Raw genomic sequence first — 16,604 nt, 5'->3', positions numbered from 1 at the left:
AAACCCATGCCATTTTTAGCTAAAATAAAATCTGTATTATAACTAAAAGGGGGTTTTATGCCAAAAAAATGCCGACACTTGCTCCAAACCAGCGATTTGAGCCTAGATGAAATCAAGCTTCTATTAGAAAAAGCGAGCGTTTATGCGAACGATTTTAACGCCGTATCTTTAGAAACAAAAGAAAAAATGCACAATAAAATCATCGTGGCTTTATTTTTTGAAAATTCCACCAGAACGGTGTCTAGTTTTGAAATCGCAAGCCTAAGGTTGGGGGCAAAAATAGTGAAATTAAACATGCAAACAAGCTCCACTTCAAAGGGTGAAACTTTGATAGACACTTTTAAAAATATCCATGCCATGCAGCCTGACGCTATCATCACACGGCATGCTTTTTCAAGCGCGCCTTTTAAATTAGCCGAATTTTCACAATGCCCCTTGATTAATGCAGGAAGCGGCGTGAGCACTCATCCTACCCAAGCGTTATTAGACTTGCTCACCCTTTATCGGCATTTTGGCGGTTTAGAAAATTTAAAAGGGAAGAAAATCGCTTTTATAGGCGATGTGAAAAATTCCAGAGTGGCTAATAGCAACATTAAATTGCTCCAAAGACTAGGGCTTGAGATCATGCTGTGCGCTCCAAGCTCCATGCTCCCTAGCACTTCTTTAAAAACGACGCACAACATTGAAGAAGCGATAGAATTTGCAGACATTTTAATGAGTTTGAGAACCCAAACCGAACGCCACAACGCGCCCATTTTTGCGAGCTTGAAAGATTATGGCAACGCTTATTGCATCACCCAACAACGCCTAGAGACTCACGCTAAAAATAAAGAGGTCATTATTTTACACCCAGGCCCAGTGCATAGGGATATTGATATAGAAAGCGCGGTGTTAGAAGACAAGCGATCCAAAGTTTTAGAGCAAGTCAAAAATGGCGTGGCAATGCGCATGGCGGTGTTGGAATTTTTGCTACTAGATTGATCATCAAACTTAAAAAATGCTTTTTAGTATTTTTTAAAATCAATACAAGAACTTTCATATTAAAAAATGGGTTTGGTGATAAAACGGCACAAAAACCCCACTTTGATTAAGTTTTGATTTACTTTATCTCATTTTATGATGAAACTAAAAAAATTTCGTTATAATCTAAAATAGTTGAGTTAATTAAAAGTAAATAAATAGCTTGATTATGTTTCTTTGTTTTTAGATCAGTTAAGAATTGTAGTCTTTAAGTCATAACCTTATAAGATGTATTGGCTATTAAAAGGAAAAAAATGAAAAATAGCACGCCTTTAAAGAATCAAGTTTTTTGTGGGTTATATGTTTTAAGTTTAAGCGCTTCTTTGCAAGCGTTTGATTATAAAATTGAAGTTTTAGCGGAGTCCTTTTCTAAAGTTGGCTTTAATAAAAAAAAGATTGACATAGCTAGGGGGATTTATCCTACAGAGACTTTTGTAACCGCTGTAGGGCAGGGCAATATTTATGCGGATTTTTTATCCAAAGGCCTTAAAGATCAAGGGCATGTTTTAGAGGGAAAAGTCGGTGGCACGCTAGGAGGGATCGCTTATGATAGCACGAAATTCAATCAAGGCGGATCGGTTATTTATAACTACATCGGTTATTGGGATGGCTATTTAGGGGGTAAAAGAGCCTTGCTTGATGGCACGAGTATCCATGAGTGCACGCTTGGCTCTGATGGGAAAGTGATTGATTCTATAGCGTGCGGGAACGCTAGGGCCAATAAAATCCGCCGTAATTACTTGATGAATAACGCTTTTTTAGAATACCGCTATAAAGATATTTTTTTAGCTAAAGGAGGGCGTTATCAATCCAATGCTCCTTATATGAGCGGTTACACGCAAGGCTTTGAAATCAGTGCTAAAGTCAAGGATAAAAATGAAGGAAGCCATAAATTATGGTGGTTTAGCTCATGGGGTAGGGCGTTCGCTTATGGGGAGTGGATTTATGATTTTTATTCTCCAAGAACCGTGGTTAAGAACGGGCGCACTTTGAATTATGGTATCCATTTAGTGAATTACACTTATGAAAGAAAAGGAATTAGCGTCAGCCCTTTTTTCCAATTTTCGCCCGGGACTTATTATAGCCCTGGGGTGGCTATAGGCTATGATAGTAACCCTAATTTTGATGGCGTGGGCTTTAGATCCGAAACAAAAGCTTATATTTTACTCCCTGTCCATGCCCCCTTAAAAAGGGATACTTATCGTTACGCTGTGAAAGCGGGTACCGCCGGGCAAAGCTTGCTCATTAGGCAACGATTTGATTACAATGAATTTAATTTTGGTGGAGCGTTTTATAAAGTGTGGAAAAACGCAAACGCTTACATAGGCACGACAGGAAACCCTTTAGGCATTGATTTTTGGACCAATAGCGTTTATGATATAGGGCAAGCCTTAAGCCATGTGGTAACCGCTGATGCCGTCTCTGGTTGGGTTTTTGGTGGGGGCGTGCATAAAAAATGGCTGTGGGGGACTTTATGGCGTTGGACTAGCGGCACTTTAGCCAATGAAGCGAGCGCGGCTGTTAATGTGGGCTATAAAATCAGTAAGAGTTTGACAGCGAGCGTGAAATTAGAATATTTGGGCGTGATGACGCATGCAGGCTTTACGGTAGGGAGCTACAGGCCCACACCCGGCTCTAAAGCGCTTTATTCAGACAGAAGCCATTTGATGACAACCCTTAGCGCTAAATTTTAATAGATAGCCTTAAGCTGTTTATTAAAGCGTTAAAAATCCCCTAATAAAAACACTATAATACGAGTTTAATCAAATCCAAAGGTTAAGCATTTGAAACTCTTTTTCAGGCGTTATTCTCAATATCTTAAAGAGCATTATAAAAGTTTTATAGTGGTTTTATTTTCTTCTTTAGTGGTGGCTTTAAGCACGGCTTGGGGGACTTATTTAGTCAAGCCCACTTTAGATGAAATTTTTATCAATAAAGACACTCACATGCTCAAAATCCTGCCTTTTTTAGTGATTTTGGCGTATTTGGGTAAGAGTGGGGGCATGTATTTAGGCACTTATTTCACTAACTTTATTGGGCTTGATATTGTCAAAAAAATACGCAATACTATGTTAGAAAGCCTTCTCAAAATGGAAATGGATTTTTTTAACAGGACTAAAAAGGGCGAATTGATCGCAAGAATCACCAATGATATAGGATTGATCAGAGCGAGTTTATCCAATTACCTTTCAGAGAGTATAAGAGAGGGGTTAACGATTGTTGGGTTAGTGGGGGTGGTGATCTATCAAAGCCCTAAATTGGCGTTAGTGGGGCTAGTGATCATGCCGCTAGCTGCTATTCCTATCAGTAAAATCATTCGTAAGGTTAAAAAACTCGCTAAATCCCATCAAGAGAGTAACGCCAAAATCACCGCTCGTTTGAGTGAAGTCTTTAACAATGTGGAAGCGATTAAAATTTCTAATGGCGAAAAATTAGAGCATAAGGCTTTTGTGAAAGAAAATGAAGCGTTTTTTAAAATCGGTATCAAAAACATCGCCGTGGCTGAAATTTCTTCGCCTTTAATGGAGTTTTTAGGCTCGATTGCGATAGCGTTAGTGATTTATTTAGGGGGGAATGAAGTGATTAGGGGTCATATTAGCGTGGGGGCGTTTTTTTCTTTCATCACAGCCCTTTTTATGCTTTATACGCCGATTAAACGCTTGACTAGGATTGTTTCTAATTTTCAAGAAGCCTTAGTCGCTAGCGACAGGATCCATGAGATTTTAGAAAGAGAGCCGGCTATTGTTGATGGGGAATTGACGCTAAATAACGCCATACACACCATTGAATTTAAAAAGGTATGGTTGGCTTATGCGCTAGACAATCAAGAGCGTTATGTTTTAAGCGATATTAGTTTGAAATTCCAACAAAATGAAATCATCGCTCTAAAAGGCGAAAGCGGGAGCGGTAAAAGCTCATTAGTGAATCTGATCTTACGCCTTTATGAGCCAAGTAGGGGCGAAATTTTCATCAATGATCAAAAAATAGAGAGCATCACTCAAAAATCCTTGAGGGAAAAGATTAGCGTTGTCACTCAAAGGGTGTTTATTTTTAACGGGAGCGTGGCTGAAAATGTGGCTTATGGTTTAGAAATGGATGAGGTAAAAATCAAAGAATGCTTAAAAAAGGCTCAAGCCTTAGATTTTGTGGAAAAAATGCCTCATGGGATAGAGAGCGTTTTAGATGAATTTGGCGCTAATCTTAGCGGCGGGCAGCGCCAAAGAATCGCCATTGCAAGAGCTTTGTATAAAGACGCTCAAGTTTTAATCTTTGATGAAGCCACTTCCGCTTTAGACAATAACACAGAAGAGAGCATCAAACAAAGCATTTTAGAATTGAAACAAAACCGCTTGATCATTCTCATCTCGCACAACCCAAGCACGCTAAAATTAGCCACTAAGCATGTGAAATTAGAGCATGGGCGTTTGACAGAATGCTAAGGGTTTTAAGCGTTGGTGTTGCTTTTATTTTACTAGGGTGTCAGTTTTTCAACAAAACGACGCTCCATTTAAAATATAAAGATTACCCTAAAAATAGTGCTTTAAAAACCGCATTCACTTTAACCCCCCCTAAAATCTTTTTTAACGCTCATTTTGTGCCGCCCTTTTACCAAAAAGAATTTAAAAAAGCGCTCACCCAGCAAATCGCTTATTTTTTAAAAGATAAAAAGGGTTTCACTCTCAATGTTTCAGGCAATGTTTTTTTTTCTTTTGAAGAGAGTCCTAAAGATTTAAAAGCCATTAAGGAAAGGCTTAAAAAGACGATTGAGCCTAACGCTGACCCAAAAGCCGTCATGCGTTTTTTAAACCTTCAAGCGAGCTTGATTTTAGAATGCGTCCCGCAAACCACTTGCCCGTTTGACACCCTTTTAATCCCCACCGCTTTCAGCGTGCCTGTTTATTACGCTAATCGTTTGGGCGATAACCCCTCTCTTTTTTCCCAAGAAGACAAAACCTATCATAACGCTTTAATCAAAGCCCTTAACAAAGCTTATTACTCTCTTATGGAGGGTTTAGAAAAGCGTTTGAATGCTACAGAAAATTCAACATGGCTTTAAAGCATGAAAAAGATTTTATTCTTTATTTTTGTCATTTTGTTTTCGGTAGGGATTTATTTAATTTGGCATGTTTTATTGGAAAAAGCCCTAGAATTGAAATTAGCTGTCTCGGCTAATGATTTGCTTTTAAAATTGTTCGCGCTTCTTGGCGCTTTTTCCATATTAGTGCTTTTTCAAGGCGTTATTTCTTCGTATAAGAAGCGCCAACTCAAACGCATTTTACAAAAAATAGACGCCATGAACGGCTTTGAATTTGAAGAATATTCTAAAATCTTTTTCACTTCAAAGGGTTTTGAAGTGAGCATCACGCAAAAAAGCGGCGATTATGGAGCGGATTTGATTATGGAAAAAGACGGCGTCAAATGGGCGGTTCAAGCCAAACGCTACTCGCATAAAGTTTCGCCCAAAGCCATTCAAGAGGTGGTCTCTTCTAAAGCTTACTACGCTTGCGAAAAAGCTTGCGTGATCACCAACAGCCACTTCACGCACGCCGCTCAAAAACTGGCTCAAGCTAACGGAGTGCTTTTGATTGACAGAGACGAATGGGTCAAATTTTTGGGTGGGAAAAAATAATCCCCTTAAAAATTTTTTAGAAAAATCTACAGAAAATAATCAAAAAACAAATCCTAAAATGTTCTAAATTTAACAAAATATATTACAATTATCTAAAAAATATTATTTTTACAAAAAGGCGCGTTGTGAAATTGTGGTTTCCTTATTTTTTAGCGATTGTGTTCTTGCATGCATTGGGTTTAGCGTTGCTCTTTATGGCTAATAACACTTCATTTTATGCGGCGGCGTCTATGGCTTACATGCTAGGGGCAAAGCATGCGTTTGATGCGGATCACATCGCTTGCATAGACAACACCATAAGAAAGCTCACCCAACAAGGCAAAAACGCCTATGGCGTGGGGTTTTACTTTTCTATGGGGCATTCAAGCGTGGTGATTTTAATGACTATCATCAGCGCGTTTGCGATCGCTTGGGCTAAAGAGCATACGCCGATGCTAGAAGAAATAGGGGGGGTAGTGGGGACTTTAGTTTCTGGGCTTTTTTTGCTCATTATAGGGCTATTGAATGCGATTATTTTAGTGGATTTATTAAAAATATTCAAAAAATCGCACTCTAACGAAAGCTTGAGCCAGCAACAAAATGAAGAGATTGAACGGCTTTTAACGAGTAGGGGCTTACTCAATCGCTTTTTTAAGCCCTTGTTTAATTTCGTTTCCAAGTCGTGGCATATTTATCCTGTGGGTTTTCTTTTTGGGTTAGGCTTTGATACCGCTAGTGAAATTGCGCTTTTGGCCCTTTCTAGCAGCGCGATTAAAGTGAGTGTGGTGGGCATGCTTTCTTTACCCATTCTTTTTGCCGCTGGCATGAGTTTGTTTGACACTTTAGATGGGGCGTTCATGCTCAAGGCGTATGACTGGGCGTTCAAAACCCCTTTAAGAAAAATCTACTACAACATCTCCATTACAGCCTTAAGCGTGTTTATCGCGCTTTTTATTGGGTTGATTGAGCTTTTTCAAGTCGTTAGCGAGAAACTCCATTTAAAATTTGAAAACCGCCTTTTAAACACCTTACAAAGCCTGGAATTTACAGACTTGGGCTATTACTTGGTGGGCTTATTCGTAATAGCGTTTTTAGGCTCGTTCTTTTTATGGAAAATCAAATTTTCTAAATTAGAGAGCTAGATTTTAAGCCCTCAAGTTATCGCTCAACAAATCTTTAAGGCTTTTATTTGAAAAACTTGGCGTAAAGGCTTTAGGGTTTGAAAGGCTTTCGCTCAAATAGCCTAATAATTCCTTAATTTCGTTTAATTTTTCTTCCAAATAAGCTTGAAACCCGCCAACATTTTCCAATAAATTCAAAGGATTAGCCACAATCATGGAAAAAACTTCATCGTTAATGGCAATGTTGAGCTGGGTGTCAAACAAAGGGGAGGCTAAAAACTGGCAATTTTCTACAATTTCTCGTAATTCCTGTTTGATGATAGAAGCTTGCAAAGCGTCTTTATCTTCTAAACCCATGCTCTTATTGAAAAGCTTTTTGCAAGCGATTTGCAAGACTTGTAACGCTCCAACGCTCTCGTTTATATTTTTCATGTCCCTACTGAATTTAGCGATTTGTTGGGATTTTTCTATCGCATTGGTTTTAAAATCGCTTGTTTCAACACCGCCCAAATGCTTTTGAAGAGTTTTTAAAATATCCATAAAAAACCTTTTAAATAGAATTAAACGATCACAAGCATTTTTCGTTCCTTTTTTATGGAAATATTAAATAAGCCCCCAATAAGCTCAATTAAAAAAAGGTTTTAGGTATAATTAGCGATCTTTTAGTTTCAAATAGTAGAGAGATTGGATGAAAAAAATATGGTTTTTAGTGTGGGGCTTGTGTTCTTGGGTGTTTTCGCATGCGATAGAAACGATAGAAAAAGCCCCTACAGATTTAGAGGATAGAGACAAAGCCCCCCATTTGTTGCTTTTAGCAGGGATTCAAGGCGATGAGCCTGGAGGGTTTAATGCAACTAATTTGTTTTTAATGCATTATAGCGTTTTAAAAGGCTTGGTTGAAGTGGTTCCGGTATTAAACAAGCCTTCTATGTTAAGAAATCATAGGGGCTTGTATGGGGATATGAACCGCAAATTTGCCGCTTTAGACAAGAATGACCCTGAATACCCCACTATCCAAGAAATCAAATCCTTGATTGCAAAACCCAGCGTGGATGCCGTCTTGCATTTGCATGATGGCGGTGGGTATTACCGCCCTAATTATATTGATGCGATGCTCAATCCTAAGCGCTGGGGGAATTGCTTTATTATTGATCAAGATGAAGTTAAGGGGGCGAAATTCCCTAATTTGCTTATTTTTGCAAACAATACGATTGAGAGCATCAACGCCCATTTATTGCACCCTATTGAAAAATACCATTTAAAAAACACGCGCACCGCACAAGGCGATACAGAAATGCAAAAAGCCCTGACTTTTTATGCGATCAACCAAAAAAAGAGCGCTTTTGCCAATGAAGCCAGTAAAGAACTCCCTTTAGCATCAAGGGTGTTTTACCATTTGCAAGCCATTGAGGGCCTACTCAATCAGCTCAATATCCCTTTTGAGCGCGATTTTGAGCTTAACCCTAGCAGCGTGCATGCTTTAATCAATGATAAAAGTTTGTGGGCAAAAATCAGCTCTCTACCCCAAATGCCCCTTTTTAACTTACGCCCTAAACTCAACCATTTCCCTTTACCCCACAACACTAAAATCCCGCAAATCCCCATAGAGAGCAACGCTTACATTGTAGGACTAGTCAAAAACAAACAAGAAGTGTTTTTAAAATACGGCAACAAGCTCATGACACGATTATCGCCCTTTTACATAGAGTTTGATCATTCTTTAGAAGAAGTGAAAATGCAAATTGACAATAAGGATCAAATGGTTAAGATAGGGAGCATGGTTGAAGTGAAAGAGAGTTTTTATATCCATGACATGGATAATATCCGCGCGAATGTGATTGGCTTTAGCGTTTCTAATGAAAATAAACCTAATGAAGCGGGCTATACGATTAGATTTAAAGATTTTCAAAAACGCTTTTCACTGGACAAGCAAGAAAGGATCTATCGCATAGAATTTTACAAAAACAACGCGTTTAGCGGGATGATCTTAGTGAAATTTGTGTAGGAATGATAAAACTCATTGTCTTTTAATATTCAAGGGTTTTGGCATTTTTCGCTTTAAGCAAATAGGTGTTTTTAGCTTGATTTATTTCTAGCGTGTTGTCTTTGATTTTCAAATTAAAATTAGAATTTTTAATTAGGTCAAAAAGCGGTTTTTGATAATAGAGGGTGGTGGTGTAGGTTTTATCATCAAGCGTTAGCCCAATAATATCGCTTGCATGGTTATAGTTTGCGATTAAGGCGTATTTTCGCCCTCTTTTATCCGTTATTCTATGGATAGGGTTTCGGTGAAAAGATCCTTTTTAATAAAGCGTTTGATGGTTTCTTTTTTCAACCATTTAAAAACAACGACATGTTTTGTTTTTAAGCGTAGGGTGATTTGAAAGGGGTAAATTTTAGTTTTAAAATCATTTGCTTTGATCAATCTAAAAGCGTCTTTAGCCGCTAATAACCTTTCTTGAAAATTTTCATGCTCGGTTTTAGCGGTATAGGTATTTCTTTTTGTTTTCAAAAATATCAAATCATCTTGCAACTCAAACACAAACCTCTTTTTGAATTTCGTGCCATTTTCTAAAGATTCGTTTTCTGTTTTATCTCTTTGGATTTCATCGCTTAGATCCATCGCTTTGCTCACTTTGTCCGTGAGTTTTTCTCTCAAGTAGTTGTTTTGCTCCGTGAAAACAAACCGATAAAACTCGGGTTTGTTGTTAAAAAACAAATCTTCCACTTTCTCGCTCGTCTTATCCACCATGTGCTTAATAAAATCTTGCTCCAAACTCGCTTCCGCTTGTGCGATCTCTCGCTTTAAGGTTTCAAGCTCAATTTCTTTTTCTTTGATACCCATGCTTATCCTTTAGGTGTTTGACAACTTCTTTTTGATGTTGGATTACGAGTGTTTTTGCCTAAAACTCCTCTTTTTTCTAGCGGTTGCAAAAACACCCAAACAAAGCATTAAAAGACCAACAACCTTTTTGAATGTTGCGTTTTTTAACCCGATACTTCTATATCACACACCTTTATTATATTACTTCTTGCCCCGCATCTAATAAAGCTTCCTTGATCAAATCCTGTGTCGCTGGAGCTTCAAATTCCACAACCACGCTCTTTTTTTCCACGCTCACATCAATAAAATTCACGCCTTCAATTTCGCCCACAAATTTTTCAATTTTATCCACGCAATGGCTGCAAGTAATGCTTGGCACTTGAAAAGTTGCTTTCATTCAATGATCCTTAATTTTAAAATTCCTTAGCCTTTGGGCGTTTAAGACCACACTCACAGAGCTTAAGCTCATCGCTAAACCCGCAATCGCCGGGCTTAACATGATATTAGCCTTATAAAGAACCCCACAAGCTAAAGGGATAAACACGCTATTATAACAAAAAGCCCAAAACAAATTTTCTTTGATATTTTTAATGGTCGCCTGGCTTAATTTAATCGCGCTATAAACCGATTTAATATCGTTGTTAAAACTCACAATATCCGCTGCTTGCACGCTCACATCGCTCCCTTTAGCCATCACTACCGCCACATCGCTCATGGCAAGGCTAGGAGCGTCATTCAAGCCATCGCCCACCATCATTACGATCTGCCCTTTTTCTTTAAGCTCTTTAATCTTGTTGAGCTTGTCTTGTGGTTTAGCGTTGCTGATATAACCATCTATCCCTAATTCAAGTGCGCATTTTTGGACATTCTCTCTATTGTCCCCGCTTAAAAGAAAGGTGTTAATGCCTAATTTTTTGATTTGAGCGATATGCTCTTTCACGCCTTTTTTGGGTAAATCTTCTAAAACAAACACCCCTAAAAGCTCGTCTTCTTTTTCATTGATCACTTTACCCACAAACACTAAAATCCCCTTTTCTTGAATTTCTAGCGTGTTAATAGGGTTAAAAAACTCGCTATTGCCTACTTTGATAATCTCTTTAGCGCCTTGATAATCTGTTTTAGCGCTGATGCCAAAACCCGTTTTCACTTTAACTTCACTCATTTCTTTTAAGGGAACGTTATGCTCTTTGGCGTATTCTACAATCCCTTTAGCAATGACATGTTCGCTGCTCTTTTCAATGCTGCTCGCTAAACTCAATAGCTCTAATAATTCTATCTTAGAATGAACGCTCTTAACGACAGGTTTGCCGTTAGTGAGCGTGCCGGTTTTATCAAAAACGATCGTATTAACTAGCCTTGCTTTTTCTAAACTTTTAGCGTCTTTAAAAAATAAACCTAAAGAACTCGCTTTTTGGTTCGCTACTAAAATACTCATAGGCGTAGCCAACCCCAAAGCGCAAGGGCAAGAAATCACTAAAACCGATACAAACACTTCTAAAGCGATCCCAAAATTCCACCAAAAATCAGGTTTAGGCGCGATGATGAGCCACACCACAAACGCTAAAATAGCGATAGCGATCACGCTTGGCACAAACACGCTTGAAACCTTATCCGCTAAGCGAGAAATCTCTGCCTTTGAGCTTTGAGCGTTATGGATCATTTCTATAATTTGAGACAAGGTGCTGTTTTTGTTATTTTGTGTGGCTTTCATTAAAAAACTCGTGTGGCTATTGAATGTCCCTGAAAAGACTTTATCGCCGACTTTTTTATAAACCGGTAACGCTTCTCCGCTTAACATGCTCTCATCTAATTCCCCTTCGCCCTCTATGATTTCGCCATCCACCGCAATCGCGCTTCCAGGGAGAACTTTCAAAATATCCCCCACCACAATGCTATCCACTAAAACCTCAATCTGTTGGTTATTTTGCATTTTAAGGGCGGTTTTTGGGGCATTTTTCATCAAGGCTTGCATAGCATCTAAAGCTTTGTCTTTAGAAACATTTTCAATGCGTTTGCCCACCATCACAAACATTAAAATCACGCACACGCTTTCAAAATAATAATGCCCATAAGACCACTGGCTTGTATAAACGAAATACAATTGCCACAGGCTTGAGATTAAGGCAGCGCTTGTGCCTATGGCGATAAGGCTACTCATGTTAGGCTGTCTGTGCCATAAAGCTTTAAACCCTTGAATGTAAAAATCCCTCCCCAAATGCATGACAATGAGAGTGCCTATAAACTGTAAGCAAGCGTTTAAAAAATTACTATGATTGTTAATCGTAAGCAAGCTTTCAGGTAAAAGACTAGGGCTAAGCATCGCTCCCATAGAAAGATACACCACAAAAAGCGTGAAAATAACCGCCAACGCTAATTTAACATTAGGGCTAAAAAATTCTTTTTTTTCTTCCGCTAGAGTTTTTTTAGGGCTATAACCCAGTTTTTCAATGAGTTTAAAAATCTCGTCTAAATTGGTTTCGTTTTCATTAAATTCAATGTTAGCGCTCTTATTTAAAAGACTCACTTCTATTTTTTTCACAAAACTTTTACGCCCTAAAGAGCGTTCAATCCCGCTAGAACACGCCGTGCAAGTCATTCCCTCTATGTAAAAAGATTCTTTCATGCGCTTTTATTTTTATTAAAAATAATTTTTACCATTAAAAAGAGCCACCGAATGATGCCATAAATCAAATACAACCCCATAAACACGCTTAAAGCCTCTAAAGGGCGCACAAACACTAACGATAAAAAAATCAACACTAAGATGAAAAGCTTGAGATTCCATTTGACTTTTTTAAAATTAGGGTAGCGGATATTGCTCACCATAAGCACCCCTAATAAGACAATAAAGCTTAAAAATAACTTTTCGGTATTCCCTTCTAAAAAATGGTATTTGTTATCCAATAACACACAAAGCACCACCAATACCGCCGCAGCAGGAATAGGGATACCGATGAAAGAATAGGGGTCGCTTGTGTTCGTGCTGATATTGAATCGCGCCAATCGTATCGCTCCAAAAATCACAAACAACGCACTCACCGCCATGCCTATGCGCCCAAAGTTATACCCCACATAAAAGTAAGTGATTAAGCTTGGGGCTACTCCAAAAGCGATTACATCAGCTAAGGAGTCAAATTCTATACCAAACTTGCTAGTGGTGTTGGTAAGCCTTGCGACACGCCCATCAAGCCCGTCTAAAATAAGACTCGCTACCACTAACCAGCATGCCATGACAAATTGGTAACTGGAAGCGTAAAAAATACTCATCATGCCTAAAAAAATACTGCTAGCGGTGAAAAGATTGGGGAAAAGATAGAGAGGGTTAATAGGCATTAGAGATTCTTTTTAACTTGGCTTTTAGAATAGGAATAAAAACGATTTTAAAATCCATTATGGGAATTAAAACTTTACAAGCGTTAAAAAACTTACAAGAAAAGAGCGTTAAAGCAAACGCTTTATAACGCTGTTGATAAGTGCTGGTTTTTAGAAAACAAAATCTAAAAAAAAGCTTTACACAAACAGAATGTTTATCATAAGGCTTTAAACCCTTATCAAAAATCTGTTTATAAGCTCGCACTTTTAACTCGCTTGCTATTCTAAAGGGATCAAACGGCTTTCTAAATTGTTGGCAGCCTCGTATTCGCTGATGATTTCACGCACCCTTTCGCCTGTAATGACTTCTTTGTCAAACAACTCCTTGACCATGATTTCAATCGCTTCTCTGTAGTCGCTTAAGGTTTGTTTGACATGCTCATAGCGTTCTTCTAGCAGGTTTTTAATGAATAGATCCATCTCCTCTGCGGTTTTTTCGCTAAATTCCCTACTGCTTCCATAACCACCTCCCAAAAAGGCGTTCCGTTGCTTTTCTAACACCATAAGCCCGCTGACACTGCTCATGCCGTAGTAACTCACCATGCCTTTAATAATATCAGTCGCTCTTTCTAAATCGTTGCTCGCACCGGTAGAAATTTCTTCCAAAAAGACATCTTCAGCCGCTCTGCCGCCTAAAAGCACATCAATTTCAGCGATGAGTTCGTGTTTTTGCATCAAGTATTTGTTTTCTTCAGGCGTGTTAAGGGTGTAGCCTAAAGCCGCCATGCCCCTTGGGATGATAGAGACTTTATTCACCCTAGCGCTCCCTTTAGTCATTTCAGAAATCACGGCATGCCCGCTTTCATGGTAGGCGACGATTTTCTTTTCTTTAGGACTGATGCGTCGGCTTTTCTTTTCTAACCCCGCAATCCCTCTTTCAATGGCTTCTTTTAGATGCTGTTGTTTGACTTCTTTGTGGTTGTTTCGTCCTGCTAAAAGTGCGGCCTCATTGATGATATTCGCTAAATCCGCTCCCGCAAGCCCTGCGGTGAGTTTGGCGACTTCTTGCAAATTCACATCATTAGCGAGTTTCACACCTTTAATATGCACTTTTAAAATCTCCACTCTGCCGTTAAAATCAGGCTTATCCACTAAAACTTGCCTGTCAAAGCGCCCTGGACGCATTAAGGCTGGATCCAAGATTTCAGGGCGGTTCGTTGCCGCTAAGACAATCACAGGTGCGTTTTCGCTCCCAAAGCCATCCATTTCGGCTAAGAGCTGGTTTAGGGTTTGCTCTCTTTCATCATTCCCGCTCACCACGCCTCCAGCCGCTCTGCTTTTACCTATGGCATCAATTTCATCAATAAAAATGATGCTAGGGGCTTGTTTTTTAGCGGTTTCAAATAAATCCCTAACCCTGCTTGCCCCTAAGCCCACAAACATTTCAATAAAACTGCTCCCTCCCATAGAGAAAAACGGCACATGCGCTTCGCCGGCCACTGCTTTTGCCAAAAGGGTTTTACCGGTTCCTGGAGGCCCTACTAATAACACGCCTTTAGGGATTTTAGCCCCTAAATTGGCGTAGCGATCAGGGTATTTTAAGAAATCTACGATTTCTACCACTTCTTCTTTGGCTTCTTCATTGCCTGCCATGTCATTAAAACGCACATTAGGTTTTTCAGCGTTAATGAGTTTTTTCGTGCTCCCCATGCCAAAAATACCCCCACCCATGTTTTTTTGCATGCGGTTCGCCATAAACATCCATAGCCCTAAAATCACTAAAATAGGCATAAGCCACCCTAACATGTCCGTAAAAAAGTTAGACTCGCTAAAACCAGAATAATTGATTTTTTTCTCGTCTAACAAAGGCACTAAAGTTAAATCAGGCACTCGTTTAGCGATATAAATCACACGATTGTTGCCCTCTTTATGGCTGGCTTTGATCAAAGTTTGACCGATACTCACATTTTCCACTTCATTATTGCTGATGAGTTGCTTGATTTCATGGTAGCTCACATTTTTAGTGCTAGAAGCTAAGAAGTTGTCCGAAAAACTGCCATCAGAATTGAAAGAGCGTAGAAAAAAGATGAGTAAAATCCCTCCAAGAACCGCAAGGATAATAGGACTTTGAAAAAAAGGTTTTTTAGGTTCGTTCGTTGGTTTCATTATAATCCTTAATTTATTGATTGTTTTTTAAGCAATTTTAGAGCAACCCATTCGTTACGCTGTCGTTGTTCTAAAACCTCAAATCCATTATAATAGATCTGTAAAACAGAGTTTAAATGGGTTTCTAAAATCCCTGATAAAATAAGAGTGTGGTTACAAAGCCGCACAAATTCACTATACAAACTCTTAATCACATCAGCGACAATGTTCGCCACAATAATATCAAAACGCCCTTCAATTTTTTGCGTAGAGCCATGAATGACTCTATCTTGCGTTAATAGGGGTATTTGATTCAAGCTAAAATTTTTTAGGGTTTCTTCAACGGCTAAACTATCTGTATCGCAAGCGATCAATGCACTAACGCCTTGTTTTTTTAAAGCGATGCTTAAAATCCCGCTCCCACAGCCCACATCTAAAGCGTTTTTATGCCTTGAATCAAGGTTAGAAAGCAATTCCAAGCACATAGAAGTGCTTTCATGATGGCCTGATCCAAAGGCCAAAGCCGGATCAATCATTATGCTATCATTTGTAGCGATATGGCTTGGTTTTTGATGCCAGCTAGGGTGTATGTAAAATTTGGCGCATTGCACCGGTAAAATAGCTTGTTTGTAGGCTTCTAGCCAGTCTTTTGAAGCCAGATTGCGTGAAAGATAAAAAAAATCAAACTCGTTTTGCAAGTTTTGTTTTAAACTCAAGCAAAACGCTTCTAATGCTGGAATGAGCGAGTTATTCAAATCCTTTTGAGAGCGTAAAATAACGAAATGATCAAAGTGTGGGGGTTTTTCCTTTAAATTTTCTTTCAAATCTTCCTTCAGGGGGTCATGAGTAGCGAAATAATGCCAATTGGATTGGCTTATAAACTCAATGGTTTCTTTATCATTAAACGCTTTTAAATCCTCTAAGCTTGATTCTTCTAAGGCTAGATGCGTGGCGTCTAAAAGAAAGCTCTCAAAAAGCTCTCGCTCCTTAGGGAAGATAAAGAAAAACTCATAATACATTGGCTTTAACACTCAATCGTTCGTCCCTAAAACAACCTCTAATTTTTCTTTCAAAACTTGGGGGGTAAAAGGCTTCACAATGTAGTTGTTCACGCCCGCTTTCAAAGCCGTAATGACCTCAGCCTTACCGCCCTCTGTGGTGATCATAATAATAGGGATTTCTTTAAAACGGCTATCAGAGCGCACCTTTTTAACGAGATCCAAGCCGTTCATTTCAGGCATGTTCCAATCTGTAATCAGCACCTTAGTGTCCGCATTAGCGTCTAGTTTCTCCCAAGCTTCCACCCCATGCTCAGCTTCTAAAACATCTTCATAGCCTAAGCGTGAAAGTGTGTTTTTAATAATTCTCCTCATAGTTGAGCTATCATCTACTACCAGTAGTTTCAAAGCGCTTCTCCTTTTAAGATTGCATTTAAATCAGGCTCTTTTTAAACAGCCAAAGCGTCCTAAACGCCTTATAATAATAAATCGTTCCAAATAATAGCATGTTTTGATTAAAATTACCTTGACCGACAATAATCATTGGCTAAATGGAGCGTTCAACAAGCGTTCTC

At 38.9% G+C, this 16,604-nt stretch carries 15 protein-coding genes and 1 pseudogene; 7 read left to right on the top strand and 9 right to left on the bottom strand.

Annotated elements, in window-relative coordinates; translation table 11 throughout:
* Positions 1-57 precede the first annotated feature (57 nt).
* From pyrB to EAL87_RS02025, 6 genes are all read left to right on the top strand, one after another.
* Positions 58-981 (top strand): aspartate carbamoyltransferase, encoded by a 924-nt coding sequence (gene pyrB, locus EAL87_RS02050; protein WP_120912770.1) that lies wholly within the window; start codon positions 58-60, stop codon positions 979-981.
* A 293-nt stretch (positions 982-1,274) separates the two neighbouring features.
* Positions 1,275-2,714, top strand: a complete 1,440-nt coding sequence (gene hofB / locus EAL87_RS02045) for an outer membrane beta-barrel protein HofB (protein WP_120912769.1) — start codon at positions 1,275-1,277, stop codon at positions 2,712-2,714.
* A gap of 90 nt (positions 2,715-2,804) precedes the next feature.
* On the top strand, positions 2,805-4,460 hold the full coding sequence (locus EAL87_RS02040; protein WP_120912768.1) for an ABC transporter ATP-binding protein: 1,656 nt from the start codon (positions 2,805-2,807) through the stop codon (positions 4,458-4,460).
* Positions 4,454-5,077, top strand: coding sequence for a neuraminyllactose-binding hemagglutinin family protein (locus tag EAL87_RS02035; RefSeq protein ID WP_120912767.1), 624 nt, complete (start codon positions 4,454-4,456; stop codon positions 5,075-5,077). The genes EAL87_RS02040 and EAL87_RS02035 overlap by 7 nt, the downstream gene beginning before the upstream one ends.
* 3 nt (positions 5,078-5,080) lie before the next feature.
* Positions 5,081-5,650, top strand: coding sequence for a restriction endonuclease (locus EAL87_RS02030; protein ID WP_120912766.1), 570 nt, complete (start codon positions 5,081-5,083; stop codon positions 5,648-5,650).
* Between the two features lie 125 nt (positions 5,651-5,775).
* Positions 5,776-6,771, top strand: coding sequence for a HoxN/HupN/NixA family nickel/cobalt transporter (locus EAL87_RS02025; protein WP_120912765.1), 996 nt, complete (start codon positions 5,776-5,778; stop codon positions 6,769-6,771).
* Between the two features lie 3 nt (positions 6,772-6,774).
* Here EAL87_RS02025 and EAL87_RS02020 read toward each other — a convergent pair whose 3' ends face one another.
* Positions 6,775-7,290 carry a flagellar FLiS export co-chaperone gene (locus EAL87_RS02020; RefSeq protein WP_120912764.1) on the bottom strand — a complete coding sequence of 172 codons (516 nt, stop codon included), beginning with the start codon at positions 7,288-7,290 and terminating at the stop codon, positions 6,775-6,777.
* Between the two features lie 148 nt (positions 7,291-7,438).
* On the opposite strand from EAL87_RS02020, the gene csd4 reads away from it, so the two are divergent.
* On the top strand, positions 7,439-8,755 hold the full coding sequence (gene csd4 / locus EAL87_RS02015; RefSeq protein ID WP_120912763.1) for a DL-carboxypeptidase Csd4: 1,317 nt from the start codon (positions 7,439-7,441) through the stop codon (positions 8,753-8,755).
* A gap of 22 nt (positions 8,756-8,777) precedes the next feature.
* On the opposite strand, the pseudogene EAL87_RS02010 reads toward csd4, so the two are convergent.
* The 8 genes and pseudogenes from EAL87_RS02010 to EAL87_RS01975 form a co-directional block, all read right to left on the bottom strand.
* Positions 8,778-9,595 (bottom strand): annotated as a pseudogene (locus tag EAL87_RS02010) (hypothetical protein).
* 175 nt (positions 9,596-9,770) lie between these two features.
* A complete protein-coding gene (gene copP / locus EAL87_RS02005; RefSeq protein WP_120871704.1) occupies positions 9,771-9,971 on the bottom strand; it encodes a copper-binding metallochaperone CopP in 201 nt (66 codons plus the stop codon).
* The gene (gene copA / locus EAL87_RS02000; protein WP_120912762.1) at positions 9,972-12,197 is read right to left on the bottom strand and encodes a copper-translocating P-type ATPase CopA; all 2,226 of its coding nucleotides are present in this window, start codon (positions 12,195-12,197) and stop codon (positions 9,972-9,974) included.
* A complete protein-coding gene (gene pssA, locus EAL87_RS01995) occupies positions 12,194-12,907 on the bottom strand; it encodes a CDP-diacylglycerol--serine O-phosphatidyltransferase (protein WP_001122192.1) in 714 nt (237 codons plus the stop codon). Before pssA ends, copA begins: the two co-directional genes overlap by 4 nt.
* Complete coding sequence (locus EAL87_RS01990; protein WP_120912761.1) at positions 12,897-13,151, bottom strand: hypothetical protein; 255 nt, start codon at positions 13,149-13,151, stop codon at positions 12,897-12,899. The genes pssA and EAL87_RS01990 overlap by 11 nt, the downstream gene beginning before the upstream one ends.
* Positions 13,152-13,165: 14 nt before the next feature.
* A complete protein-coding gene (gene ftsH, locus EAL87_RS01985; RefSeq protein WP_120912760.1) occupies positions 13,166-15,052 on the bottom strand; it encodes an ATP-dependent zinc metalloprotease FtsH in 1,887 nt (628 codons plus the stop codon).
* 8 nt (positions 15,053-15,060) lie between these two features.
* The gene (gene prmA, locus EAL87_RS01980; protein ID WP_120912759.1) at positions 15,061-16,062 is read right to left on the bottom strand and encodes a 50S ribosomal protein L11 methyltransferase; all 1,002 of its coding nucleotides are present in this window, start codon (positions 16,060-16,062) and stop codon (positions 15,061-15,063) included.
* Positions 16,063-16,437, bottom strand: a complete 375-nt coding sequence (locus EAL87_RS01975) for a chemotaxis response regulator CheY (protein WP_000772151.1) — start codon at positions 16,435-16,437, stop codon at positions 16,063-16,065. It lies immediately after the preceding gene.
* Positions 16,438-16,604 lie beyond the last annotated feature (167 nt).

Origin of the sequence: Helicobacter pylori (genome assembly GCF_003636935.1) — a bacterium.
Lineage (GTDB): Bacteria > Campylobacterota > Campylobacteria > Campylobacterales > Helicobacteraceae > Helicobacter > Helicobacter pylori_CH.
This window is presented reverse-complemented; position numbering and strand designations above follow the sequence as displayed.

What these genes read in the sequence shown, in the direction of transcription:
- pyrB (WP_120912770.1), top strand. Translation starts at nt 58, where the DNA reads ATGCCAAAAAAATGCCGACACTTGCTCCAAACCAGCGATTTGAGCCTA.
- hofB (WP_120912769.1), top strand. Translation starts at nt 1,275, where the DNA reads ATGAAAAATAGCACGCCTTTAAAGAATCAAGTTTTTTGTGGGTTATAT.
- EAL87_RS02035 (WP_120912767.1), top strand. Translation starts at nt 4,454, where the DNA reads ATGCTAAGGGTTTTAAGCGTTGGTGTTGCTTTTATTTTACTAGGGTGT.
- EAL87_RS02030 (WP_120912766.1), top strand. Translation starts at nt 5,081, where the DNA reads ATGAAAAAGATTTTATTCTTTATTTTTGTCATTTTGTTTTCGGTAGGG.
- EAL87_RS02020 (WP_120912764.1), bottom strand. Translation starts at nt 7,290, where the DNA reads ATGGATATTTTAAAAACTCTTCAAAAGCATTTGGGCGGTGTTGAAACA.
- csd4 (WP_120912763.1), top strand. Translation starts at nt 7,439, where the DNA reads ATGAAAAAAATATGGTTTTTAGTGTGGGGCTTGTGTTCTTGGGTGTTT.
- copP (WP_120871704.1), bottom strand. Translation starts at nt 9,971, where the DNA reads ATGAAAGCAACTTTTCAAGTGCCAAGCATTACTTGCAGCCATTGCGTG.
- copA (WP_120912762.1), bottom strand. Translation starts at nt 12,197, where the DNA reads ATGAAAGAATCTTTTTACATAGAGGGAATGACTTGCACGGCGTGTTCT.
- pssA (WP_001122192.1), bottom strand. Translation starts at nt 12,907, where the DNA reads ATGCCTATTAACCCTCTCTATCTTTTCCCCAATCTTTTCACCGCTAGC.
- ftsH (WP_120912760.1), bottom strand. Translation starts at nt 15,052, where the DNA reads ATGAAACCAACGAACGAACCTAAAAAACCTTTTTTTCAAAGTCCTATT.